The sequence below is a fragment of the Streptacidiphilus jeojiensis genome (genome assembly GCF_042510965.1).
Taxonomy (GTDB): Bacteria; Actinomycetota; Actinomycetes; order Streptomycetales; family Streptomycetaceae; genus Streptacidiphilus; species Streptacidiphilus jeojiensis.
Genome location: NZ_JBEUKS010000004.1, coordinates 174,142 through 196,781, shown reverse-complemented (window position 1 = coordinate 196,781; position 22,640 = coordinate 174,142). Strand labels below are relative to the sequence as shown.

Genomic DNA, 22,640 nt, shown 5'->3' with positions numbered 1-22,640 from the left:
CGGCGTCAGTTCACGCAGGCGTCGAGCACCTGCTCGTACTCCTGGCACCACCACACCAGCTGCGCCGCCGCCGCCGGGAACAGCGGGTCCGCCCGCTCGTCCCGGCGCTGGTAGCGCCAGCGCAGTATCCAGAAGTCGTTCAGCCGCTCCCACCAGACCCGGTGCACCGCCGCGGCCAGGTGCTCCGGGCTGCTGCCGGAGGCCTCGCGGTAGCCGCGGGCGTAGTGCCGCACCCGGGACAGGTCCAGCACCCCGGTCTCGGGGTGGTTGAAGAACAGCGTCGAGGCCCGGACCGCCTCCTCGGCGCAGGGCTTGATGCCGAGCCGGTCCCAGTCCAGCACGGCCACCGGGGCGGCGTCCCGGTAGAGCAGGTTCAGATGGTGGAAGTCGCCGTGCACCCAGCCGGAGGGCGGCGCCGCGTCCGGCTGCGGCCTGCGGTGCCGGTAGCCGGCCAGCAGCTCGCGGCGTTCCCGCAGCCGCTCCCTGGCGAGGGCGTCGAAGGGCTCCTGCGGGGTCCGCAGCTGGGAGCGTTCCAGCAGGTCGGCGATGGTGCGCTCGGTCTGGGCCGGGTCCGCGCACGGCAGCGAGCGGGGCTGCGGCACCGGCGGGTGCAGCTCGGCGAGGGTGGCGTGGATCCGGCCGAGCAGGGTGCCCAGGGCGGTGCACTCCTCCCGGTCCAGCGAGCGGCCGGTGCGGTGGCCCCCCTCGACCCAGGGGAACAGGGCGTAGCGGCGCCCCCGCAGCAGCACGCTGCTGCGGCCGTCCCTGGCGGTGAGCGGGGGAGCGGTCGGCAGCCCGCGGTCGCGCAGCGCCGCTATGGCCCGGTGCTGGGCGGCGATCGCGGCGCCCGAGGCGTGCCCGGCGTCGTCCAGGTACTGCTTGAGGAAGTAGCCGCCGTGCGGCCCGCTGATCCTCACCCCTCGGTTGAGCAGGCCCTGGCTGACCCGCTCCACCGTCAGCTCCGGGTAGGCGTCGGGGAGGTCGTAGCGCTGCAGCACCCCGGCGACCGGGATCCCGTGCACCCGGTCCAGCAGCCCCGCCCGTGTCTGAGCCTGCGTCACGGTGCTGATGGTACTGCTGATGCGGCTGGGAACTGTGGCCGCTTGACAGCAGCGGCCCCGGGCTGATCCGGCGTCGCGTGACGCGGCGTCCCGGGTGCGGTCAGCGCTCCTCGGCGTGCATCTTCGCCACGTACGCCGCGGCCTGGGTGCGGCGCTCCATGCCGAGCTTGGCGAGCAGGCTGGAGACGTAGTTCTTCACGGTCTTCTCGGCGAGGTGCAGCTCGTTGCCGATCTGCCGGTTGGTCATCCCCTCGCCGATCAGGTCGAGGATCCTGCGCTCCTGCTTGGTGAGCCCGCTCAGCCGCTCGTCCTCCTGGGAGCCCTCGCGCAGCCGGGCCAGCACCTGGCCGGTGGCGACCGGGTCCAGCAGCGACTTGCCGGCGGCGACGTCGCGGACCGCCGAGAGCAGGTCGGTGCCGCGGATCGCCTTGAGGACGTAGCCCGAGGCCCCGGCCATGATCGCGTCGAACAGCGCCTCGTCGTCGGAGAACGAGGTGAGCATCAGGCACTTGATCTCCGGCTGCTGCGAGCGGACCTCGCGGCAGACCTCCACCCCGCTGCCGTCCGGCAGCCGCACGTCCAGCACGGCCACGTCGGGACGGGTCGCCGGGATGCGGACCAGCGCCTCGGCGGCGGTACCGGCCTCGCCGACGATCTCGATGTCGTCCTCCAGCGAGAGCAGCTCATGGACGCCACGGCGGACGACCTCATGGTCATCGAGGAGAAAAACCCTGATATGCCCGGATTGTGTCATGGCACAAGATTCGCACAGCGCCCCTCGGCCCACGCGGGAGGAATGCCGGAAAATAGCCTGATTTGCCATGGGCCGGGGTACCTGGAGGTTACGAGGACGTCCTACCAGCGGAGCAGTGGGCTCTTCCGCTGGGTAACGTTCTCCTGCAGGATCAGGGCACACCTACCGCCGATCCGCACCCAGCGCACACCCCGCGCGAGTACGGAGACGGCGACCGGACCGGTGGCCGGTACTGGCCCTAACCCAGGGACACAGGCGGAGACCGGAGAGACCGAGGAGTGAACGTGACCGTCGACAGCACGGCCGGGGCGCCCACCACCGCCCCCGCCGCAAACGATGGCCCCGCCGACGCGGGCCCACCGGAGCTGGTGCAGCTGCTCACCCCCGAGGGGGAACGGGTCGAACACCCTGACTACTCCCTGGAGACCACTCCGGAGGAGCTGCGCTCCATCTACCGGGACCTGGTCCTGGTCCGCCGCTTCGACGCGGAGGCGACCTCGCTGCAGCGCCAGGGCGAGCTGGGCCTGTGGGCCTCGCTGCTGGGCCAGGAGGCCGCCCAGGTCGGCTCGGGACGGGCGATGCGTCCCACCGACTACGCCTTCCCGACCTACCGCGAGCACGGTGTGGCCTGGTGCAAGGGCGTGGACCCGCTGAACCTGCTGGGCATGTTCCGGGGGGTGAACCACGGAGGCTGGGACCCGGACGAGAAGAACTTCCACCTCTACACCATCGTCATCGGCTCGCAGACGCTGCACGCCACCGGTTACGCGATGGGCATCACCAAGGACGGCGCGGACGACGCGGTGATCGCCTACTTCGGCGACGGCGCCTCCAGCCAGGGCGACGTCTCCGAGGCCTTCACCTTCGCCTCGGTGTACCAGGCCCCGGTGGTGTTCTTCTGCCAGAACAACCAGTGGGCCATCTCCGAGCCCACCGAGAAGCAGACCCGGGTGCCGCTCTACCAGCGCGCCTCCGGCTTCGGCTTCCCCGGCGTGCGGGTGGACGGCAACGACGTGCTGGCCTGCCTGGCGGTCACCCGCTGGGCGCTGGACCACGCCAGGACCGGGCAGGGCCCGGTGCTGATCGAGGCCTTCACCTACCGGATGGGCGCCCACACCACCTCGGACGACCCGACCCGCTACCGGATCGCCGAGGAGCTGGAGTCCTGGAAGCTCAAGGACCCCATCGAGCGGCTGAAGGCCCACCTGGTCCGTGAGGGCTGGGCGGACAGCGCCTTCCTGGAGTCGGTGGAGGCCGAGAGCGAGCAGCTGGCCCGCCGGGTCCGCGAGGGCGTGCGCACCATGCCGGACCCCGACCCGTCCTCGATCTTCGAGCATGTGTACGCGGAGGGGCACGCCCTGGTCGACGAGGAGCGCGAGGGCTACCTCGCCTACGCGTCCTCGTTCGCGAGCGCGGCGGCTGAACTGACGGACGGGGAGGACGACTGATGGCGGTCGAGACCGGCACGAAGAAGTCCTGGACCATGGTGCAGGCGCTCAACGAGGCGCTGCGCCGCTCCCTGGACGAGAACCCGAAGACGCTGGTCATGGGTGAGGACGTGGGCCGCCTCGGGGGCGTGTTCCGGGTCACCGACGGGCTGCACAAGGACTTCGGCGAGGAGCGGGTGATCGACACCCCGCTGGCCGAGTCCGGCATCGTCGGCACCGCGATCGGCCTGGCCCTGCGCGGCTACCGCCCGGTGGTGGAGATCCAGTTCGACGGGTTCGTGTACCCGGCGTTCGACCAGATCGTCACCCAGCTGGCCAAGATGCACGCACGCGCGCTGGGCCACATCAAGCTCCCGGTGACCATCCGGATCCCGTTCGCCGGCGGCATCGGCGCGGTGGAGCACCACAGCGAGTCCCACGAGGCGTACTTCGCCCACACCGCGGGCCTCAAGGTGGTCGCCCCGTCCAACCCGGCGGACGCGCACTGGATGCTGCGCCAGGCCATCGCCTCGGACGACCCGGTGATCTTCCTGGAGCCCAAGCGGCGCTACTGGGACAAGGGCCAGCTGGACCCGAACGGTGCCCCGGAGCTGGACCTGCACCGGGCCAGGGTCGCCCGTACCGGCACCGACCTGACCCTGATCGCCTACGGGCCGATGGTCAAGGTCTGCCTGGAGGCGGCCGAGGCCGCCGCCGAGGACGGGCTGAAGCTGGAGGTCGTGGACCTGCGCTCGCTGTCTCCGGTCGACTTCGACACCCTGGAGCAGTCGGTCAGGCGGACCGGCCGCGCCGTGGTGGTGCACGAGGCCCCGGTGTTCCTGGGGATGGGTGCCGAGCTGGCGGCGCGGATCACCGAGCGCTGCTTCTACTCGCTGGAGGCCCCGGTGCTGCGCGTCGGCGGCTACTTCGCCCCCTACCCGCCGTCGCGGGTCGAGGACGCCTTCCTGCCGGACCTGGACCGGGTGCTCGACGCCGTCGACCGCGCCATGGCCTTCTGAGGGGTTGAGGAGACGTCATGACGACAGCAGTCGAGTCGGTACGTCAGTTCAAGATGCCCGACGTGGGCGAGGGACTGACCGAGGCCGAGATCCTGAAGTGGTACGTCCAGCCCGGTGACACCGTCACCGACGGACAGGTGGTCTGCGAGGTCGAGACCGCCAAGGCGGCCGTGGAGCTGCCGATCCCCTTCGACGGGGTGGTCCGTGAGCTGTTCTTCGACGAGGGCACCACGGTCGACGTCGGCCAGGTGATCATCACCGTGGCCGTCGAGGGCGGCGCCGCCGGACCTGTCCCCGAAACGGGGACAACCGCGGCAGCGCCCGCCGAGGCCGAGCCGGAGCCCGAGCGCCGCGAGGTACTGGTCGGCTACGGACCGCGCTCCGGCGCCTCCCGCCGCCGCCCCCGCAAGGTGGCGCTGACCCCGCCGGCCTCCGTCCCCGCGACGGCGCCCGTCGCGGCTCCGGCCCCGGTGGCCGCCCCGGCGCCCGCCCCGGTCGCCGAGGACCGTCCGCTGGCGAAGCCGCCGGTGCGCAAGCTGGCCAAGGACCTGGGCATCGACCTGCGCACGGTCACCCCCACCGGCCCGCACGGCACCATCACCCGCGAGGACGTCCACGCCGTCGCGGCCCCGGCAGCAGCCCCTGCACCGGCCGTCGCCGCCGTGCCCGTCCCGGCCCCGCCGGTCCTGGCCGTGACCAGCGGAGACGGCGACCTGCGGGTCCCGATCAAGGGCGTCCGCAAGGCCACCGCGCAGGCCATGGTGGCCTCGGCGTTCACCGCGCCGCACGTCACCGAGTGGGTGCAGGTCGACGTCACCCGCACCATGAAGCTGGTGCGCAGCCTCAAGGCCAGCGGCGAGCTGGGCCCGAACGTCAGGGTCAGCCCGCTGCTCCTGGTGGCCAGGGCCCTGCTGACCGCGATCCGCAGGCACCCGGAGGTCAACTCCGCCTGGGACGAGGCCAACCAGGAGATCGTGGTGAAGCGCCGGATCAACCTCGGCATCGCCGCGGCCACCCCGCGCGGGCTGATCGTCCCCAACATCAAGGACGCGGGCTCGCAGAGCCTGGCCGAGCTGGCGCAGTCGCTGACCGCGCTGATCGAGACGGCCCGCGAGGGCCGGACCTCCCCGGCGGACATGCAGGGCGGCACGGTCACCATCACCAACGTCGGCGTCTTCGGCGTCGACTCGGGCACCCCGATCCTCAACCCGGGCGAGGCCGCCATCCTGGCCTTCGGCCAGGTCAGGGAGCTGCCCTGGGTGCACAAGGGCCGGGTGGTGCCGCGCCTGGTGACCACCCTGGCGCTCTCCTTCGACCACCGCATGGTCGACGGCGAGCTCGGCTCCCGGGTACTCGCCGACACGGCGGCCATCCTGGAGCAGCCCAAACGCCTCATCAGCTGGGGTTGACCGGCCGAGCCACGTACGAGTGAAGGCCTAACGGGTGACGCGTGGTCGCCCGGGGCCGCTGGGTACTCCTTCGCGGACTGCGTTGTCCACAGGCGGAGGAGTACCCCATGCGACCCAGGGCCCGTGCCTTGGTCCTGTCCGTTTCGGTGCTGCTGATGGTGCTCGCACTGCTGGCCCGGGGGCCGGTGCGGGCCGAGGCGGCCGGCAGCGGATCACTGGTGGTGAACAACGGGGATCCGGCGAAGCGGATCACCCTGGTCCTGTTGGGCGACGGCTACACGGCTGCTGACCTGCCCCGCTACCGGGCGCAGGCGGCGGCCGTGTGGCAGGCGCTGACCGCGGTGGAGCCGTTCCGCACCTACCAGCACTTCTTCGACGTCCGCCGGGTCGATGTGGTCTCCCAGCAGTCGGGGCTGCGCCAGGGCTCGCCGCTGGGCATGCACTTCGGCTGTGACGGCATCACCCGGCTGCTGTGCGCCGACGACGCCGCGGTGGCGTCCAGGGCCGGCGAACCGGCCGGACCGCAGTACCTGCTGGCGCTCGCCGACTCGGACCGGTACGGCGGCGAGGGCGGCGGTGCGACCACCACCCTGGCGGCCGGGTCCCCGGACGCCTCGAAGATCATCCAGCATGAGATGGGCCACACCGTCGGCGGCCTGGGCGACGAGTACGACTCCGCGCCCGCCGACAGCTCCTACCCCAACCTCTCCGCCGCGGACGCCGGGGCGATGCGTGCCGACCGGGTCAAGTGGTGGCGCTGGCTGGGCGCGGCCGACCCCAGCGGCGGCACGGTGGGGGCCTACCGCAGCGGCAACGGCCTGTACCGGCCGACCAGGGACTCGATCATGCGCACCCTCGGCGGGGTCTACAACCTGCCGTCCCGGGAGGCGGTGATCGAGTCGATCTACCGTCAGGTGTCGCCGATCGACGGGGCCACACCGGCCGCGGGCGCGGTGGCGGGGCTGCCGAAGCTCCAGGTCTTCCCGCTGCCGCTGGCCGGCGGGCGCCGGCTCCAGGTGACCTGGCGGCTGGACGGCCGTCCGGCGCCGGCCGCCGCCGTGGCCGGCGACACCCTGGACGCGGGCCGGCTCGGGCTGGCCCCGGGACAGAGCGCCGTGGTCACCGTGACGGTCCGGGACACCACCCCCTGGGTTCGGGACGAGGCGTTCCGGGCGACCGGGATGACCAGGACGGTCACCTGGAACCTGCACGGCTGAGGGCCCCGGCGCTCGGGGAGAATTCATCCCACCATAGGATGGCAGCACTAACAGGGCTCAGTCTCGGGCGGTCGCCCCCGGAAAGTTGGAGCATGTCTGCCGACCCAGCCGTCGCCGCCAACGAGCCCGCCACAGCCACCGCATCCGCGTCCGCGTCCGTCCAGGCGCTCCGGACCACCGTCCCGGTCCCCGGCGCCTGGGCGGCCTGGGGCATCGGCGTCGCCGTCTACGTCCTCGCCGTGGTGCACCGCACCAGCCTGGGCGTGGCCGGGCTGGACGCGGCGGCCCGCTTCGGCATCGGCGCCTCCGCGCTGTCGACCTTCTCCATCCTCCAGGTGCTGGTCTACGCCGGGATGCAGATACCCGTCGGCCTGCTGGTGGACCGGCTGGGGCCGCGCCGGGTCCTGAGCACCGGACTGCTGCTGCTCACCGCCGGGCAGCTGGGCTTCGCCTTCTCCACCGCCTTCACCCCGGCGCTGGTGTCCCGGGCGGTCCTCGGCTGCGGGGACGCGATGACCTTCGTCAGCGTGCTGCGACTCGGCTCGCGCTGGTTCCCGCCCCGCCGCAACCCCTTCATCGCCCAGCTCACCGGGCTGGTCGGGACCCTGGGCAACCTGGTCAGCACGCTGCTGCTGTCCCAGGTCCTGCACAGCGCGGGCTGGACGCCGACCTTCGCCACCACCGCGCTGCTGGGCCTCGCCGTCCTCGCGCTGGTGCTGCTCTTCCTCCGGGACACCCCCGAGAGCGCACGCCGGGCCCCGCTGTTCCGGTCACCGGTGGTGGCCTCACCGGACGGGCTGACCGAGGCGGCCCCGGCCGTCGCGGCGGTCCGGCTGCCGCTGCGCGAGCAGATCGCGGCGGCCTGGCGCGAGCCCGGGACCCGGCTCGGCCTGTGGGTCCACTTCACCACCGCCTTCCCCGCCTCGGCCTTCCTGCTGCTCTGGGGCATGCCGTTCCTGATGTCGGGTCAGGGGCTGTCCAGGGCGATGGCGGGATCGCTGCTCAGCCTGGTCATCGTCAGCGGTATCGGCTTCGCGCTGCTGTTCGGCCAACTGGTGTCGCGGCGGCCCGGGGTGCGCACCCCGCTGGTGTTCACGGTCGTGCTCGGCACCGGCGCGCTCTGGGGCGTGGTGCTCGGCTGGCCCGGCGACCACATCCCGATGGGGCTGCTGGTGCTGCTCACCGTGGTGATGGGCAGCAACGGCCCGGCCTCCCTGGTCGGCCTCGACTACGCGCGCCCGGTGAACCCGCCGGAACGGATCGGGACGGCCTCCGGGATCGTCAACATGGGCGGCTTCATCGCCGCCGTGCTGGCGCTGTTCGGCATCGGCCTGGTGCTGGACCTGCTCACCCCCGGCGGCGGCGACGGCTACACCCCGCACGCCTTCCGGATGGCCTTCTGCATGCTCTACCTGCCGATGGTGCTGGGCCTGACCCAGATCCTGCGGCTGCGCCCGCAGGCGGCCCGCCGCGAGGCCGAGCTCAGGGCGGAGCGGTTCGAGGCTGAGCGGCTCAGGGCCTGAGCCGCTGCCGGCGGGTTCAGGGGGTGACCGCGAAGTTGTCCAGGATCCGCCGCCCGAGCGCCTCGTCCCCCTCGACCTTGACGTTGGCCGACTCCCAGGCCACCCGACCATTGCCCAGCCGCCCGCAGGCCAGCCGGGCGAAGGTCTCCCAGTCGGTGGTCAGCTGCACCGCGGGGGCCAGCGGCACGGTGGTGTCCACGCTGCCGAGCCCGTTCTCGTCCACCCGCACCGTCCGCATGAACTCCAGCGGGCCGTGCACGTCGAAGACCACGGCGGTGCCGGCCGGGGCGCCGGCCAGCTTGGCGACGGCCTTCGGCAGCATCTCGATCAGGTTGTCCCGGCTCACCACGGCGGCCGGGGAGTCCAGGTTGCCGGGCTTGCGCAGGGCGCGGCGCAGGTCCTGCTCATGGGTCCAGACGTCGAAGGCCCGGTTGCGGAGCAGGTGGTAGTAGGGGATCTCCCGGCTGTAGGGGCCCATCGGCCAGCGGACCTCGTCGGTGGGCTGGTAGCGGGTGTTGTCGCGGAGCGCACGCGAGCGCCGGATGATCGTGTACTCCAGCTCCGCCGTCATCTCCGGAGCGGTGTGGCAGCGCCGCTTGTCGACCGGGACCTCGCAGTAGCGGGTGAACTCGTCGACGACGTGCCGCAGGTCGCGCGGCAGGGTGTGGATCGGACGCGGGTCGCCCAGCAGCTCCGTCTCCATGGCGATGACGTGCGAGACCACGTCCCGCACCGACCAGCCAGGGCATTCCGTCGGACGGTTCCACTCACCCTCGGTGAGGGGCGCCACCAGCTCGGAGACGGCCTCGATGGACTGGGTCCAGGCATCGGCGTAGGCCTGGACTATCTGCGTGTCGGTCACGTCTCTTCTCCGGTTCGCCGAGGGCGGCGGTGTGGATTGGTGTGCGGCGTTGACGATCTGACGCGGCCCGCTCCCCGTGCTCCGGTCGCTGAGCGGTGGTGCCGTGCAGTGACCAGGGCCGATCGGACCGACGAAAGCGCTAGTGGCACGTTACGCTCACCAGTGTTACCGGGTCAGCGCTTTCACATGTTGATCGCACCGATCGTAGTCCGCTCACCTGGGAGGGTGACAACGTGCGCGCCTCGCTCATCCAGCTCGACATCGATCCCGCGGAGTCCCCCGAGGACCGGCGGACCCGTACCGCGGCCCTGGTCCGCGGGCTGCACGACTCCGATCTGGTCCTGCTCCCGGAGCTGTGGCCGCTCGGCGGCTTCGCCTATGACACCTGGTCAGCGGGGGCGGAGACGCTGGACGGGCCGACCGCCGAGGCCATGTCGGCGGCCGCGGCGGACGCCGGGGTGTGGCTGCACGCCGGTTCGATCGTGGAACGCGACCCCGACGGGCCCATCTTCAACACCTCGCTGCTGTTCTCGCCCAGCGGAGAACTGGTGCACACCTACCGCAAGATCCACCGCTTCGGCTTCGACAGCGGGGAGGCCGTCGCCATGGGCGCCGGCACCGAGATCGTCACCGCGGCCACCCCCTTCGGCACGCTCGGCCTCGCCACCTGCTACGACCTCCGCTTCCCGGAACTCTTCCGGGCCCTGCTGGACGCCGGCACCGAGATCCTCACTGTCCCCGCGGCCTGGCCCGCCCGCAGGGTCGAGCACTGGACCCTGCTGGCCCGCGCCCGCGCGGTCGAGGAGCAGGCCTACGTCCTCGCCTGCAACAACACCGGCACCCACGGGGGTGTGCCGCAGGGCGGCCACAGCCTGGTGGTCGACCCCTGGGGCAAGGTCCTCGCCGAGGCCGGCGAGGCCGAGGAGATCCTCACCGTCGACCTGGACCCCGGCCTCGTCGCCAAGTCCCGCGCGGACTTCCCGGTCCTGCGGGACCGCCTGATGGGGATCCCGGCACCGGTGGAGCGGGGCTGAACAAAGGTGCGGGCCGCGCCCCTAGGGGTCTGCAACTGGCTCAGTTGCACATGCTTTTAGGGGCGCGGGGAACTGCGCGAACACCAACCAGGCACCTCCCGCACCTTGTCAGCCGACCGCATCCGCCAACGCACGGAACAACAACACCGTCGACGCCGCCCCCGGATCCAGATGCCCCACACTCCGAGGCCCGAGATACGACGCCCTCCCCTTCCGCGCCTCCATCCCCACGGTCTCGTCCGCTCCGCCCTCCGCCGCCCCCGCGGCGAACTGCGCCGCGGCATCCAGCGACCCGCCTCCCGCGACGGCGAACTCGAACCCCGCCACGGCAGGGATCCACGCGTCCAGCATGGTCTTGTCACCGCCCCGCGCCCCGCCGAGCGCCGCGATCGCATCGCGCCCGGCGCCCAGCGCAGCGCCCACCTGCTTGCCGTCCGCGCCCCCCGCATCACCCAGCGCCTTGCCCACGGCCCGCAACGCACTGCCGTACAGCGGACCTGACGCCCCGCCCACGCTGGACACCAGCGTCCTCCCGGCCAGCAGCAGCACCGCCCCCGGCAGCGACAGCTCTCCCGCGGCCGCCAGCGCAGCGCTCACCGCGGTGAAGCCCCGCACCATGCTCACCCCGTGGTCGCCGTCGCCGATGGCCGCGTCCAGCTCGGTCAGCCGGTCGCGCTCGTCGAGCACCGCCGCCGCCGTCCGCGCCATCCAGTCCCGCGCGGCGTCCGCGTCCAGGAGTTCCAGCCCGACCATCGCCTCACACCCCCCAGCGCAGCGCCGGGGTGTTCACCGGGGCGTCCCAGAGCGTCAGCAGCTCCTCGTCGGCCCGGCACAGGGTGATCGACACCCCGGCCATGTCCAGGCTGGTGACGTAGTTGCCGACCAGGCTCCGGGCGATCCGCACGCCCCTTGCGGCCAGCACCGAGGCCACCTCGCCGAAGACGATGTACAGCTCCAGCAGCGGTGTCCCGCCCAGGCCGTTGACCAGCGCGATCACCTCCTCGCCGGGGTCCAGCGGCTGGTCGTCGAGGATCGCCGCCATCGCGTCGGCGACGATCTGCCGGGCCGGACGGATCTTCTCCCGGCTGCGGCCGGGTTCGCCGTGGATGCCGACGCCGACCTCGATCTCGTCCTCCGGCAGGTCGAAGCCGGGGCGGCCGGCGGCCGGGGTGGTGCAGGAGGTGAGCGCCACCGCGAAGGACCGCGAGGCGGCGTTGACGCGCCGTCCGGTCGCGGCGACCTCGGCCAGGCTGCCGCCGAACTCCGCGGCGGCGCCGGCCATCTTCTCCACCAGCAGGGTGGCCCCGGTGCCGCGCCGGCCCGCCGTCCAGGTGGAGTCCTGGACCGCGACGTCGTCGTCCACCAGGACGGTCTGCACCGAGATGCCCTCCTCCTCGGCGAACTCGGCCGCCATCCGGAAGTTGAGCACGTCGCCGGTGTAGTTCTTCACGATGAACACCACTCCGGCGCCGCCGTCCACGGCCTTCGCCGCGGCGAGCATCTGGTCCGGCACCGGCGAGGTGAAGACCTCGCCGGGGCAGGCGGCGTCGAGCATCCCGGTGCCCACGAAACCCCCGTGCAGCGGTTCGTGTCCCGACCCGCCGCCGGACACCAGGGCGACCTTGCCGATCCTGGTCTGCGCCGCCCGGGTGATCACCCGGGCCTTGGTGTCCACGCTCAGCCCGGGATGCGCGGCGGCGATCCCGGCCAGCGCATCGGTCACGACCTCGTCCGGCGAGTTGATCAGCTTCTTCACGGCGGCGGCTCCTCAAAAAGCGGCAGGGCCTAGCATCAGCGCACATGAGCGCAATTGATGGTGGTTCAGGTGGTTCAATCACGCCGGTCGGCATCGTACTCGTGTCGCACAGCCCTGAGCTGGCATCCGGTCTGCGTGATCTGTTGGCGCAGCTCTGTGCCGGCCTGGTTCCGGTCGCCGTGGCGGGCGGCACCGACGACGGCCGCCTGGGTACCAGCTATGCGCTGATCGCCGGGGCCGTCGCCGAGGCGGACCGGGGCGCCGGCGTGCTGGTCCTGCCCGACCTGGGCAGTTCGGTGCTGACGGCGCGTATGGTCCTGGAGGACCTGGAGCGGCAGGACGTGGTGCTGGCGGACGCCCCGTTCGTGGAGGGCGCGGTGGCCGCCGCGGTGCTGGCCTCGACCGGTGCGGCCCTGGCGGAGGTGCTGGCCACGGCGCTGGACGCCCGGCTGATGCCCAAGTTCTGAGCCGACGGACCGTCACTTCCCCCGGGTCAGCGACAGCAGTTCCCTGGCCGGTCCCGCCGGGCGTGTCCCGGTGGGCCAGACGGCCCGGAGCGGGCGGCTCAGGTCCAGGCCGGTCAGCGGGACCGGGACCAGGCGGCCCCGGGCCACCTCGTCCGCCACCGCCAGCTCGCTGAGGACGGCCGGCCCCGCGCCGCTCACCGCCGCGGCCTTCAGCGCCGTGGTGGAGGCCAGCACCAGCAGCGGTGCGGCCGTCCCCCCGTACGGCGCGAGGGCCCGGTCCAGCACCTCCCTGGTGCCGGACCCCTCCTCGCGCAGGACCAGCGGCGTCGCCGCCAGCTCCGCCCCGTCGACCGGTCGGCGCCGGCGCGCCCAGGGATGGCTCGGTCCGACCACCAGGTGCAGCCGGTCGGCGGCGATCCTGACCTCGTCCAGCCCGGCCGGGGTGCGCAGCCCCTCCACGAATCCCAGGTCCGCCTCCCCCGCCAGGACCTGCGCGGCGACATCGGCGGAGTTGGCGGCGCGCAGCGTCACCGCGGTGTCCGGGAGGGCGGTGTGCAGGGCCATCAGCCAACCGGGCATCAGGTACTCGGCCACGGTCATGCTGGCGGAGACCCGCAGCCGGGTGTCGCGGCGCTCGCGCAGCGCGCCGATGCCGGCGTCCAGCGCCTGCGCGGCGGCCAGCACCGGGGCGGCCCACTCGGCGACCAGCGAGCCGGCCTCGGTGGGGCGCGAACCGCGGGGCGAGCGCTCCAGCAGCGCCACCCCGATCTGCCGCTCCATCCCGGCGATCCGCGCGGACGCCGCCGGCTGGGTGACCCCCAGCTCGGCCGCGGCCCGGCCCAGGCTGCCCAGGCGGATGACGGCGAGCAGCAGCTCCAGCGCGCCCAGGTCGGGGACGCGGTGCGAGAGGTGCGTGTGGGGCAGGGGAGGGGAGCCGCTCATGGGTCCAGGGTAGGCCCCGCTCATAGAGGGCGCTTATGGGCTCATAGCGACGGAGCCGCTACCGCGCGGCCGCCCGCGGCGCGACGGTGGAACCATGTCCACCACCGCCACAGCCCACGCCTTCCCCACCCCCGCCTCCGGGACCCTGCTCACCCTGCCGGGACGCTTCGGGCCGAACTGGTACGCGGCGGTGATGGGCACGGCGATCGTCGCCAACGGCGCCCATGCACTGCCCGGGACGGTCCGCAGCGGCGCGCTCGCCGACGCGGCCGCCGGGGTGTGGCTGCTGTCGCTGCTGCTGCTCGTCGCACTCGCGACCGTCCGGCTCGCCGCGCGCCGGCTGCCGCGGCGGATCCGGGCGCTGGACGACCCGGCCACCGCGGTGTTCCTGGGCTGCCCGCCGATGGCGATGCTGGCCGTCGGCGCCGGAGCGCTGGGCGCGGGTGCGCCGCTGCTCGGTGCAGGCACCGCGGTCGCGCTGGACGCGGCGCTGTGGACCGGAGGAACGCTGTACGGACTCGGGGTCGCGGCCCGGGTGATGTACCTGCTGCTGGACCGCTACCGGGTGGAGCGGGCGGCGGCCGCGCCGACCTGGCTGCTGCCGGTGGTCGCCCCGATGGTCTCGGCCGCGCTCGGCCCCGCGCTGATCCCGCACCTGCCCGCGGGCCAGGCCAGGGACACCCTGCTGGCCGTCTGCGTCGCCCTCTTCGGCGCCAGCCTGCTGGCCGTGCTGACGCTGCTGCCCGGGATCTGGAGCCGACTGGTCCACGACGGACCGCTGCCGATCGCCCTGGTACCGACCCTGTTCCTGGTCCTCGGCCCGCTGGGCCAGTCGGTCACGGCCGTCACCCAGTTCGCCGCGGCCGACCCCGCGATGCGCGGGTTCGCGCTGGTCTACGGCACGGCGGTGATCGGCTTCGCGCTGCTGTGGCTCACCGTCGCCGGAGCGGTCACCCTGCGGGCGCTGCGGTCCGGCATGCCCTTCGCCATGACCTGGTGGGCCTACACCTTCCCGGTCGGCACCTGCGTCACCGGCACGGCCGGCCTCTGGCACCTCACCGGTCTCGACCTCTTCGCCGCACTCTCGCTGGCCCTGTACGCCCTACTCCTCACGGCCTGGACCGTGGTGGCCTTCCGCACAGTCCGGGGCCTCACCGCGGGCGTCCTGCTGCCGGCCGTCTGACGCGCAGTTACCCGCCCCCCGATATGGGCGCGGGGAACAGCGCGAACAGCAACCACCCACCGACGTGCACGGTTACCGCTTGGGCCGCCAGACGACGAGCGCACTGCTCTGCTGCACCTGCTGATAAGGCACCAGATCCCGCCGATACGAAGCATGCACAGCCGCCTCGCGCTGCGAAGCCGCCACGCCGGCCGAGGCGACCTCGCCCTGGAGCTCGGCGACCCGCGCCTGCAGCGCGGCCACCTGGTTCTCCAGCTCGATGATCCGCTTGATCCCGGCCAGGTTGATGCCCTCCTCCTGGGACAGCCGCTGCACCTCGCGCAGCTGCTCGATGTCCCGTGCGGAGTACCGCCGGCCGCGCCCGGCCGTACGGTCGGGGCTGACCAGGCCGAGCCGGTCGTACTGCCGCAGCGTCTGCGGATGCAGCCCGCTGAGCTGCGCGGCGACGGAGATGACGTACACCGGCGTGAGTTCGGTCAGCTGGTAGGCGACACCGCCGCCCCGCGGGGCCCCGCGCCCCCGGCCGGAGCCCGGCAGGCCGCCGCCCAGCCCCACACCGATCGACTGGGACTGCCCGGCCGAGCCGGTTCTCTTGCCGTCCATCACCTCAGGCCTCCTCTGCCGCCTTGAACAGTGCTGCTCTCGGGTCGTCCTCGGCCGTGGCCTCGCGGTACTTCTCCAGGGCCGACAGGGCCTCGCCCTCGGTCTCCGGCGGAACCGCGACCTCCACGGTCACCAGCAGGTCGCCGCGGGTGCCGTCCTTGCGGACCGCGCCCTTGCCGCGGGCCCGCATCGTACGGCCGTTGCCGGTACCCGCGGGGATCTTGAGGCTGACCGCAGGACCGCCCAGGGTCGGTACCCGGATGGTCCCGCCCAGCGCCGCCTCGGGGAAGCTCACCGGGACGGTGACGGTCAGGTTGTCGCCCTTGCGGCCGAACACCGGGTGGTCCTGGACGTGCACGGTGACGTACAGGTCGCCCGGCTGGCCGCCGCGCTCGCCCTGGGCGCCCTTGGCCTTGAGCCGGATCCGCTGGTTGTCGGCGACGCCGGCCGGGATCCGCACCTGCATGGTGCGGGCCGAGGTGGCGCGGCCGCTGCCGTGGCAGACCTCGCAGGGATCGTCGACGATCAGCCCGCGGCCCTTGCAGTCCCGGCACGGGTCGGACAGCGCGAAGCTGCCCTGGCCGCGCTGGACGTGGCCGGTGCCGACGCAGGTCGGGCAGACCCGGGGGGTGGTGCCGGCCTTGGCGCCGGTCCCCGCGCAGGTCTTGCAGGCGGCCTGACTGGTCATCCGGAGCGGGACCGTGGTCCCCTCGACGGCCTCCATGAAGCTCAGCGTGACCTCGGACTCCACGTCCGCGCCGCGCCGCGGCTGGGCCGTACGGGTGCTGCCGCGGTTGAAGATGCCGCCGAAGACGTCACCCAGCCCGCCGCCGCCCCCGGAGCCGCCGAAGGTGCCGGACTGGCCGCCCTGGCCACCGTTGAAGAGGTCGCCGAAGTCGAAGCCGAAGCCGCCGGTCCCGCCGCCGCCGGTACGGAAGCCGCCGTTCGCGAACAGCGCCCGGGCCTCGTCGTACTCCTTGCGCCGCTTGGGGTCCGACAGCACGTCATTGGCCTCGGAGATCTCCTTGAAGCGCTCCTCGGCACTGCGGTCGCCCTTGTTGGCGTCGGGGTGGAACTCCCGCGCCAGCTTGCGGTAGGCCTTCTTGATCTCCGCGAGGGTGGCGTCCTTGGGCACGCCGAGGACCTTGTAGTAGTCCTTCTCCACGAAGTCCTTGCTGCTCAACGGAATCGCCTCCTTCCCTCACAGATTGCACTCTTGGAAAAACCGCTGTCGGGGATGGTGCCGTGGGACCGCACCCCGGAGCAGGAAGCTCCGGCATACGGTCCCACGGGCGCCACCGGTTCAGTCCTCGTCGCCACCGTCGCCCTTGGCGCCGGCCGACTCGGCCTCCGTGCTGCCGCCCTCGGCCTCGCCCGAGCCGCCCGGCTCGGGCTCCGCCACGGCGACGCGCGCCGGCCGGATGATCCGTTCACCGATCTTGTACCCGGGCTGCAGGATCTGCACGCACGTGGTCTCGGTGACGTCGGACGAGTAACTGTGCATCAGGGCCTCGTGCAGCTGCGGGTCGAAGGGCTCGCCCTGCTTCCCGAACTGCTGCAGCCCGAGCTTGGAGACCACGGTCTCCAGCGACTCGCCCACGGACTTGAAGCCGCCCGTCAACTCCTCGTGCTCGCGCGCCCGGCCGATGTCGTCCAGCACCGGGAGCAGGTTCTCCAGGAGCGCGGCGACGGCGATCTCACGCACCGTCACCCGGTCCCGCTCGACCCGCTTGCGGTAGTTCTGGTACTCGGCCTGGAGCCGCTGCAGGTCCGCGGTGCGCTCGGCGAGCGCCTTGCGTGCCTCGGCCAGCTCCTCAGCGCCCGACGCTGCGGCCTCGGGGGCTCCGTCGTTCCCGGAGCCCTCCTCGGCCTTGGCGGCGGAGTCGGCGCCGGGCTCCTTCTCGTCGCCCTGCGTCTTCTCCTCGGTCACTGCGCACCGCCCTCGCGCTTCTCGTCGTCGACGATCTCGGCGTCCACGACGTCGTCGTCACCGGCGGCGGCGTCCTGCGGGGCGTCGGTCGGGCCGCCGGCGGCGGCCGCACCCTCGCCGGCCTGGGCGTAGAGGGCCTGGCCGAGCTTCTGCGAGGTGGCCGAGAGCTTCTCGGTGGCCTCGCGGATCACGGCGCTGTCCTCGCCCTTGAGGGCTTCCTTCAGCTCGGCGACCGCGGCCGCGACCTCGTCCTTGACCTCGCCGGGGACCTTGTCCTCGTTGTCCTTGACGAACTTCTCGGTCGTGTAGACGAGCTGCTCGGCGGTGTTGCGGGTCTCGGCGGCCTCGCGGCGCTTGTGGTCGTCCTCGGCGAACTCCTCGGCCTCGCGCATCATCCGCGCGATGTCCTCCTTGGGGAGGGCCGAGCCGCCGGTGACGGCCATGCGCTGCTCCTTGCCGGTACCGAGGTCCTTGGCGGAGACGTGCATGATGCCGTTGGCGTCGATGTCGAAGGTGACCTCGATCTGCGGCAGGCCGCGGGGGGCCGGCGGCAGGCCGGTCAGCTCGAACATGCCGAGCTTCTTGTTGTACGCCGCGATCTCGCGCTCGCCCTGGTAGACCTGGATCTGCACGGACGGCTGGTTGTCCTCGGCCGTGGTGAAGATCTCGGAGCGCTTGGTCGGGATCGTGGTGTTGCGCTCGATCAGCTTGGTCATGATGCCGCCCTTGGTCTCGATGCCGAGGGACAGCGGGGTGACGTCGAGCAGCAGGACGTCCTTGACCTCGCCCTTGAGCACGCCGGCCTGGAGGGTCGCGCCGATGGCGACGACCTCGTCCGGGTTGACGCCCTTGTTGGGCTCCTTGCCGCCGGTCAGGTCGCGGACCAGCTCGGCGACGGCGGGCATCCGGGTGGAACCGCCGACCAGGACCACGTGGTCGATCTCGGACAGCTGGATGCCGGCGTCCTTGATGACGTTGTGGAACGGGGTCTTGCAGCGGTCCAGCAGGTCCGAGGTCAGCTGCTGGAACTGGGAGCGCGAGAGCTTCTCGTCCAGGTGCAGCGGGCCCTCGGCGGAGGCGGTGATGTAGGGCAGGTTGATCGTGGTCTCGGTCGAGGACGAGAGCTCGATCTTGGCCTTCTCGGCAGCCTCACGCAGACGCTGCAGGGCCATCTTGTCCTTGGACAGGTCGACGCCGTGGCCGTTCTGGAACTGCTTGACCAGGTGGTCCATCACCCGCTGGTCCCAGTCGTCACCACCGAGGTGGTTGTCGCCGTTGGTGGCCTTGACCTCGACGACGCCGTCGCCGATCTCCAGCAGCGACACGTCGAAGGTGCCACCACCGAGGTCGAACACCAGGATCGTCTGGTCGTCCTTGTCCAGGCCGTAGGCCAGGGCGGCGGCGGTCGGCTCGTTGACGATGCGCAGGACGTTCAGGCCCGCGATCTCACCGGCCTCCTTGGTCGCCTGCCGCTCCGAGTCGTTGAAGTAGGCCGGGACGGTGATGACCGCGTCCGCGACCTTCTCGCCCAGGTACGCCTCGGCGTCGCGCTTGAGCTTCTGCAGGATGAAGGCGGACATCTGCTGCGGCGTGAAGTCCTTGCCGTCGATGTTCACCTTCCAGTCGGTGCCCATGTGACGCTTCACGGACCTGATGGTCCGGTCGACGTTGGTCACCGCCTGGCGCTTGGCCACCTCGCCTACGAGGACCTCGCCGTTCTTGGCGAAGGCGACGACGGACGGTGTGGTCCGGGCGCCCTCGGCGTTGGTGATGACGGTGGGCTCACCGCCTTCGAGGACGCTGACGACAGAGTTCGTCGTTCCGAGGTCGATTCCGACCGCACGAGCCATCGTGGAACCCTCCAGAGGGGAAGTTGAGCTTGACGGACTCAAGCATGCCTTGCGGATCTCGCTTCGTCAACAGAGCTGAGTGGAGCGGACTCAACTTTATATAGCCCATACACCGAATGGCCTCATGTGACCGGCGGCATATGAACGGGGACTCGCCGTGCGGGGTAGGGTCCCGCTGACCGTGCCCGCCGGTCCCCGCCGGTTCCCGGCTAAGTTACCGACCGGTACACTCAGTGGAACTGTCATGGCCGCCAGGCCGACCCACCGGCCCACGCAGCCTCACGCCAGCCCTAGGAGACGGAGCGATGCAGCTCGCCGCGATCGTGATCTCACTGGTCACGACACTGGTCGGTACCGCGCTGGCCGCGCGAGCCGCCCTTTACATCTACACCTTCGTCAGGCTCGGCGCAGATGTGCCGGCCGGGATGCGCACCGGCAACCCGGCGCAGCGCGTGAAGACGGTGGCCAAGGAGTTCCTCGGCCACACCCGGATGACCACCTGGGGCGTGGTCGGGGTGGCCCACTGGTTCGTGGCCACCGGCTTCTTCTGCCTGGTGCTCACCCTGGTGACCGCGTTCGGCCAGCTGTTCAAGGCCGACTTCGCGCTGCCGGTCATCGGCAACTGGTGGCCGTACGAGCTCTTCGAGGAGGTCGTCGGGCTGTTCACCACGCTCGGCATCCTCACCCTGATCGTGATCCGGCTGCTGTCGCTGCCGGGCCGGGCCGGCCGCAAGAGCCGCTTCGCCGGGTCGATCGCCTGGCAGGCGTTCTTCGTCGAGTACGTGATCCTCGGCATCGGCATCTGCATCCTGATGCTGCGCGGCCTGGAGGGCGCGCTCGGCGGCGTCGGCCACTACGAGGCGGCCTACGCGGTCAGCTACCCGATCGTGCTGGCGTTCAAGGGGCTCAGCGCCGGGACGCTGCAGAACCTGATCTACCTCTTCGCGATGCTGAAGATCACGATCTCCTTCACCTGGGCGATCACCATCGGCCTCAACCCCTCGATGGGCGTGGCCTGGCACCGCTTCCTGGCCTTCTTCAACATCTACTTCAAGCGCGAGGAGAGCGGCGAGGTCGCCCTCGGCGAGCTGCTGCCGATGACCTCCGGCGGCACCCCGATCGACTTCGAGGACCCGGCCGACGACGCCGTCTTCGGCGTCTCCCAGGTCGAGCAGTTCTCCTGGAAGGGCCTGTTGGACTTCTCCACCTGTACCGAGTGCGGCCGCTGCCAGTCGCAGTGCCCGGCCTGGAACACCGGCAAGCCGCTGTCTCCCAAGCTGCTGATCATGAACCTGCGGGAGCACGCCTACGCCAAGGCCCCGTACCTGCTGGCGGGCGGCGGCAAGGACGCCGAGGGCAACGAGACCGCCACGGCGGAGCAGCTGGCGAACGTCCCGGCGGCGGCGCTGGCCGAGGCCGAGCGCCCGCTGATCGGCACCGCCGAGGAGAACGGGGTCATCGACCCGGACGTGCTGTGGTCCTGCACCACCTGCGGCGCCTGCGTGGAGCAGTGCCCGGTGGACATCGAGCACATCGACCACATCGTCGACATGCGCCGCTACCAGGTGATGATCGAGAGCTCCTTCCCGACCGAGGCCGGGACCATGCTCAAGAACCTGGAGAACAAGGGCAACCCGTGGGGCATGGCCACCAAGGCCCGGCTGGACTGGGTGAAGGAGCTGAAGAAGGAGACCGGCATCGAGGTCCCGGTCATCGGCGAGGACATCGATCCGGCCGAGGTCGAGTACCTCTACTGGGTCGGCTGCGCTGGCGCCCTGGAGGACCGGGCCAAGAAGACCACCAAGGCCTTCGCCGAGCTGCTGCACACCGCGGGCGTGAAGTTCGCCATCCTCGGTAAGGAGGAGTCCTGCACCGGTGACTCGGCCCGCCGCCTGGGCAACGAGTTCCTGTTCCAGATGCTCGGCGCGCAGAACGTGGAGACGCTGAACACGGTGCTGGAGGACGCGCCGGTCAAGCGCATCGTGGCCACCTGCCCGCACTGCTTCAACACCATCGCCAACGAGTACCCGCAACTGGGCGGCCACTTCGAGGTCATCCACCACACCCAGCTGCTGCAGCACCTGATCGACGAAGGCAAGCTGGTCCCGGTCAACCCGGTCGAGGGTCTGATCACCTATCACGACCCCTGCTACCTGGGCCGGCACAACAAGGTCTACACCCCGCCGCGCGAGATCATCGCGGCCGTCCCCGGACTGCGCAACGAGGAGATGCACCGTCACAAGGAGCGCGGCTTCTGCTGCGGCGCCGGCGGCGCGCGGATGTGGATGGAGGAGCGGATCGGCAAGCGCATCAACACCGAGCGGGTGGACGAGGCGCTGTCGCTCAACCCCGACATCATCTCCACCGCCTGCCCGTTCTGCCTGGTGATGCTGTCCGACAGCGCCAACGGCAAGAAGAGCGAGGGCCAGGCCAAGGAGAACCTGCGGGTGGTGGACGTGGCCCAGCTGCTGCTGGACTCGGTCAAGGCCGTCCCGGAGGCCCCCGCGGCCCCGGCGGACGACCAGGAGCCGGTGCCGTCCGCCTGACCGGTGGCCGGGTGCCGGGCGGTCCGTCTGCCGGGCCGCCCGGGTCTGCCGGGCCGCGTGACCCGTACCCGGGTGCGTGCCTGTGCGCCGGTGCGTGTCACCCGGGTGTGACGGTGTCACAACTGCGCTGCAAGCGGCCGCTGTCGATCACTGCGATGGGGACAGCGGCCGTTGTGCGGGTACCGTCCATACGTGCGCAGCAACAGATTCAGCTTCGGCAGGGGCGGCGGCCGGCAGATGCCGGCGGCGCCGCCCCCCACTCCTGAGCCGGACCGCTACGACGACCAGCCGGGGCACACCAGGGCGTTCACCGTCCAGGTCCCGGACGGGGGGCCGGGGCAGCCGTCCTACTACGGTGCCGGCGACGCTTCCGGGGCCGGTGCCGGTGCCGGTGCCGGCAACGGCATGGCCGACACGAACGGGTCCGGCGGCGGCACCACCCATGTCACCACCTACCGGGCCGGTACCGCGCATCCGCAGGTCAGCGCCGCGCGGCTGGCCTGGCGCCCGCTGCTGGCCGGCATCTTCCGGCATCCGCACCGCACCTTCGCGCAGATGCGCGGGCACCAGGTGTGGACGGTGGCGCTGATCGTCTCGGCCGTCTACGGGGCGCTCGCGGTCTTCGGCTTCGGGGACACCCGGGACTCGGTGCTGAACTCGACCTTCTCGCTGGCGCTGACCTATGTGCTGTCCAGCGCGGTCGGCATGATCATCGCCGGGCTGATGTTCGGCGGGGTCACCCATGTGCTCGGCCGCAGGCTGGGCGGGGACGGCGCCTGGGCGCCCACCATCGGCTTCGCCATGATCATCTCCTTTGCCACCGACGCGCCCAGGCTGCTGTTCTCGCTGTTCCTGCCGTCGGACAACGGATTCGTCCAGCTGCTGGGCTGGTTGACCTGGCTGTACTGCGTCTGGCTGCTGACGGCGATGGTGCGGCAGCTGCACGACCTGCCGTGGGCGAAGGCGGCGGGGGCGGCGTCGATCCAGCTGATCCTGCTGCTGGTCGTGATCAAGCTGCCGACACTGAGCTGACCGGCGCCGGGATCAGGCAGGATGG

The 22,640-nt window shown here is 71.8% G+C and carries 20 protein-coding genes; 10 read left to right on the top strand and 10 right to left on the bottom strand.

The genetic code is table 11. From position 1 onward, the window contains the following. Positions 1-5: 5 nt before the first annotated feature. Positions 6-1,061, bottom strand: coding sequence for a phosphotransferase enzyme family protein (locus tag ABUW04_RS13245; RefSeq protein WP_084714254.1), 1,056 nt, complete (start codon positions 1,059-1,061; stop codon positions 6-8). Positions 1,062-1,161: 100 nt separating this feature from the next. Further along, entirely contained in the window at positions 1,162-1,815 is a 654-nt protein-coding gene (locus ABUW04_RS13240) for a response regulator (protein ID WP_030254249.1), read from the bottom strand. A 284-nt stretch (positions 1,816-2,099) separates the two neighbouring features. Between ABUW04_RS13240 and pdhA the strand changes: the two genes are divergently transcribed. The 5 genes from pdhA (at position 2,100) to ABUW04_RS13215 (ending at position 8,410) form a co-directional block, all read left to right on the top strand. After that, positions 2,100-3,263 carry a pyruvate dehydrogenase (acetyl-transferring) E1 component subunit alpha gene (gene pdhA, locus ABUW04_RS13235; RefSeq protein ID WP_030254247.1) on the top strand — a complete coding sequence of 388 codons (1,164 nt, stop codon included), beginning with the start codon at positions 2,100-2,102 and terminating at the stop codon, positions 3,261-3,263. A gap of 35 nt (positions 3,264-3,298) precedes the next feature. Next, positions 3,299-4,261: an alpha-ketoacid dehydrogenase subunit beta gene (locus ABUW04_RS13230; protein WP_380565029.1), complete on the top strand. Its 963-nt coding sequence runs from the start codon at positions 3,299-3,301 to the stop codon at positions 4,259-4,261. 17 nt (positions 4,262-4,278) lie between these two features. Then, positions 4,279-5,670 carry a dihydrolipoamide acetyltransferase family protein gene (locus ABUW04_RS13225; protein ID WP_380564685.1) on the top strand — a complete coding sequence of 464 codons (1,392 nt, stop codon included), beginning with the start codon at positions 4,279-4,281 and terminating at the stop codon, positions 5,668-5,670. 107 nt (positions 5,671-5,777) lie between these two features. Further along, positions 5,778-6,887 (top strand): M64 family metallopeptidase, encoded by a 1,110-nt coding sequence (locus ABUW04_RS13220; RefSeq protein ID WP_380564684.1) that lies wholly within the window; start codon positions 5,778-5,780, stop codon positions 6,885-6,887. A gap of 92 nt (positions 6,888-6,979) precedes the next feature. Continuing rightward, a complete protein-coding gene (locus ABUW04_RS13215; protein WP_380564683.1) occupies positions 6,980-8,410 on the top strand; it encodes an MFS transporter in 1,431 nt (476 codons plus the stop codon). 16 nt (positions 8,411-8,426) lie between these two features. Here the strand turns inward: ABUW04_RS13215 and ABUW04_RS13210 are convergent, their stop codons facing one another. Continuing rightward, positions 8,427-9,272: a maleylpyruvate isomerase family mycothiol-dependent enzyme gene (locus tag ABUW04_RS13210; protein WP_030254238.1), complete on the bottom strand. Its 846-nt coding sequence runs from the start codon at positions 9,270-9,272 to the stop codon at positions 8,427-8,429. 233 nt (positions 9,273-9,505) lie between these two features. Between ABUW04_RS13210 and ABUW04_RS13205 the strand changes: the two genes are divergently transcribed. Next, positions 9,506-10,306 (top strand): carbon-nitrogen family hydrolase, encoded by an 801-nt coding sequence (locus ABUW04_RS13205; protein ID WP_380564682.1) that lies wholly within the window; start codon positions 9,506-9,508, stop codon positions 10,304-10,306. 108 nt (positions 10,307-10,414) lie between these two features. Here ABUW04_RS13205 and dhaL read toward each other — a convergent pair whose 3' ends face one another. Further along, positions 10,415-11,059, bottom strand: a complete 645-nt coding sequence (dhaL, locus tag ABUW04_RS13200) for a dihydroxyacetone kinase subunit DhaL (RefSeq protein WP_380564681.1) — start codon at positions 11,057-11,059, stop codon at positions 10,415-10,417. A 4-nt stretch (positions 11,060-11,063) separates the two neighbouring features. Further along, complete coding sequence (dhaK, locus tag ABUW04_RS13195; RefSeq protein WP_380564680.1) at positions 11,064-12,062, bottom strand: dihydroxyacetone kinase subunit DhaK; 999 nt, start codon at positions 12,060-12,062, stop codon at positions 11,064-11,066. Positions 12,063-12,106: 44 nt separating this feature from the next. On the opposite strand from dhaK, the gene dhaM reads away from it, so the two are divergent. Further along, positions 12,107-12,529: a dihydroxyacetone kinase phosphoryl donor subunit DhaM gene (gene dhaM, locus ABUW04_RS13190; RefSeq protein WP_051725330.1), complete on the top strand. Its 423-nt coding sequence runs from the start codon at positions 12,107-12,109 to the stop codon at positions 12,527-12,529. A gap of 12 nt (positions 12,530-12,541) precedes the next feature. Here the strand turns inward: dhaM and ABUW04_RS13185 are convergent, their stop codons facing one another. Beyond that, complete coding sequence (locus tag ABUW04_RS13185) at positions 12,542-13,471, bottom strand: LysR family transcriptional regulator (protein ID WP_030254229.1); 930 nt, start codon at positions 13,469-13,471, stop codon at positions 12,542-12,544. Positions 13,472-13,565: 94 nt separating this feature from the next. Here ABUW04_RS13185 and ABUW04_RS13180 point away from each other — a divergent pair, with 94 nt between their 5' ends. Further along, positions 13,566-14,654 (top strand): SLAC1 family transporter, encoded by a 1,089-nt coding sequence (locus ABUW04_RS13180; protein ID WP_380564679.1) that lies wholly within the window; start codon positions 13,566-13,568, stop codon positions 14,652-14,654. A gap of 72 nt (positions 14,655-14,726) precedes the next feature. Here ABUW04_RS13180 and ABUW04_RS13175 read toward each other — a convergent pair whose 3' ends face one another. From ABUW04_RS13175 to dnaK, 4 genes are all read right to left on the bottom strand, one after another. Beyond that, positions 14,727-15,257, bottom strand: a complete 531-nt coding sequence (locus tag ABUW04_RS13175) for a heat shock protein transcriptional repressor HspR (protein ID WP_084714337.1) — start codon at positions 15,255-15,257, stop codon at positions 14,727-14,729. A 4-nt stretch (positions 15,258-15,261) separates the two neighbouring features. Continuing rightward, positions 15,262-16,440, bottom strand: coding sequence for a molecular chaperone DnaJ (dnaJ, locus tag ABUW04_RS13170; protein ID WP_380564678.1), 1,179 nt, complete (start codon positions 16,438-16,440; stop codon positions 15,262-15,264). A gap of 120 nt (positions 16,441-16,560) precedes the next feature. Further along, positions 16,561-17,187 carry a nucleotide exchange factor GrpE gene (grpE, locus tag ABUW04_RS13165; RefSeq protein WP_030254222.1) on the bottom strand — a complete coding sequence of 209 codons (627 nt, stop codon included), beginning with the start codon at positions 17,185-17,187 and terminating at the stop codon, positions 16,561-16,563. Further along, on the bottom strand, positions 17,184-19,037 hold the full coding sequence (gene dnaK, locus ABUW04_RS13160; RefSeq protein WP_030254221.1) for a molecular chaperone DnaK: 1,854 nt from the start codon (positions 19,035-19,037) through the stop codon (positions 17,184-17,186). Before dnaK ends, grpE begins: the two co-directional genes overlap by 4 nt. 305 nt (positions 19,038-19,342) lie before the next feature. On the opposite strand from dnaK, the gene ABUW04_RS13155 reads away from it, so the two are divergent. Together ABUW04_RS13155 and ABUW04_RS13150 are read left to right on the top strand one after the other, a co-directional pair. Continuing rightward, positions 19,343-21,583, top strand: coding sequence for a (Fe-S)-binding protein (locus tag ABUW04_RS13155; RefSeq protein WP_380564677.1), 2,241 nt, complete (start codon positions 19,343-19,345; stop codon positions 21,581-21,583). A gap of 192 nt (positions 21,584-21,775) precedes the next feature. Further along, positions 21,776-22,615, top strand: coding sequence for a Yip1 family protein (locus ABUW04_RS13150; RefSeq protein ID WP_380564676.1), 840 nt, complete (start codon positions 21,776-21,778; stop codon positions 22,613-22,615). Positions 22,616-22,640 lie beyond the last annotated feature (25 nt).

Bases quoted from the DNA above. Each gene is read 5' to 3' on its own strand.
- ABUW04_RS13155 (WP_380564677.1), top strand. From the start codon at position 19,343: ATGCAGCTCGCCGCGATCGTGATCTCACTGGTCACGACACTGGTCGGT.
- ABUW04_RS13175 (WP_084714337.1), bottom strand. From the start codon at position 15,257: ATGGACGGCAAGAGAACCGGCTCGGCCGGGCAGTCCCAGTCGATCGGT.
- ABUW04_RS13220 (WP_380564684.1), top strand. From the start codon at position 5,778: ATGCGACCCAGGGCCCGTGCCTTGGTCCTGTCCGTTTCGGTGCTGCTG.
- dhaM (WP_051725330.1), top strand. From the start codon at position 12,107: ATGAGCGCAATTGATGGTGGTTCAGGTGGTTCAATCACGCCGGTCGGC.
- ABUW04_RS13230 (WP_380565029.1), top strand. From the start codon at position 3,299: ATGGTGCAGGCGCTCAACGAGGCGCTGCGCCGCTCCCTGGACGAGAAC.
- ABUW04_RS13185 (WP_030254229.1), bottom strand. From the start codon at position 13,471: ATGAGCGGCTCCCCTCCCCTGCCCCACACGCACCTCTCGCACCGCGTC.
- dnaK (WP_030254221.1), bottom strand. From the start codon at position 19,037: ATGGCTCGTGCGGTCGGAATCGACCTCGGAACGACGAACTCTGTCGTC.
- ABUW04_RS13225 (WP_380564685.1), top strand. From the start codon at position 4,279: ATGACGACAGCAGTCGAGTCGGTACGTCAGTTCAAGATGCCCGACGTG.
- ABUW04_RS13215 (WP_380564683.1), top strand. From the start codon at position 6,980: ATGTCTGCCGACCCAGCCGTCGCCGCCAACGAGCCCGCCACAGCCACC.
- dhaL (WP_380564681.1), bottom strand. From the start codon at position 11,059: ATGGTCGGGCTGGAACTCCTGGACGCGGACGCCGCGCGGGACTGGATG.
- ABUW04_RS13180 (WP_380564679.1), top strand. From the start codon at position 13,566: ATGTCCACCACCGCCACAGCCCACGCCTTCCCCACCCCCGCCTCCGGG.
- ABUW04_RS13240 (WP_030254249.1), bottom strand. From the start codon at position 1,815: ATGACACAATCCGGGCATATCAGGGTTTTTCTCCTCGATGACCATGAG.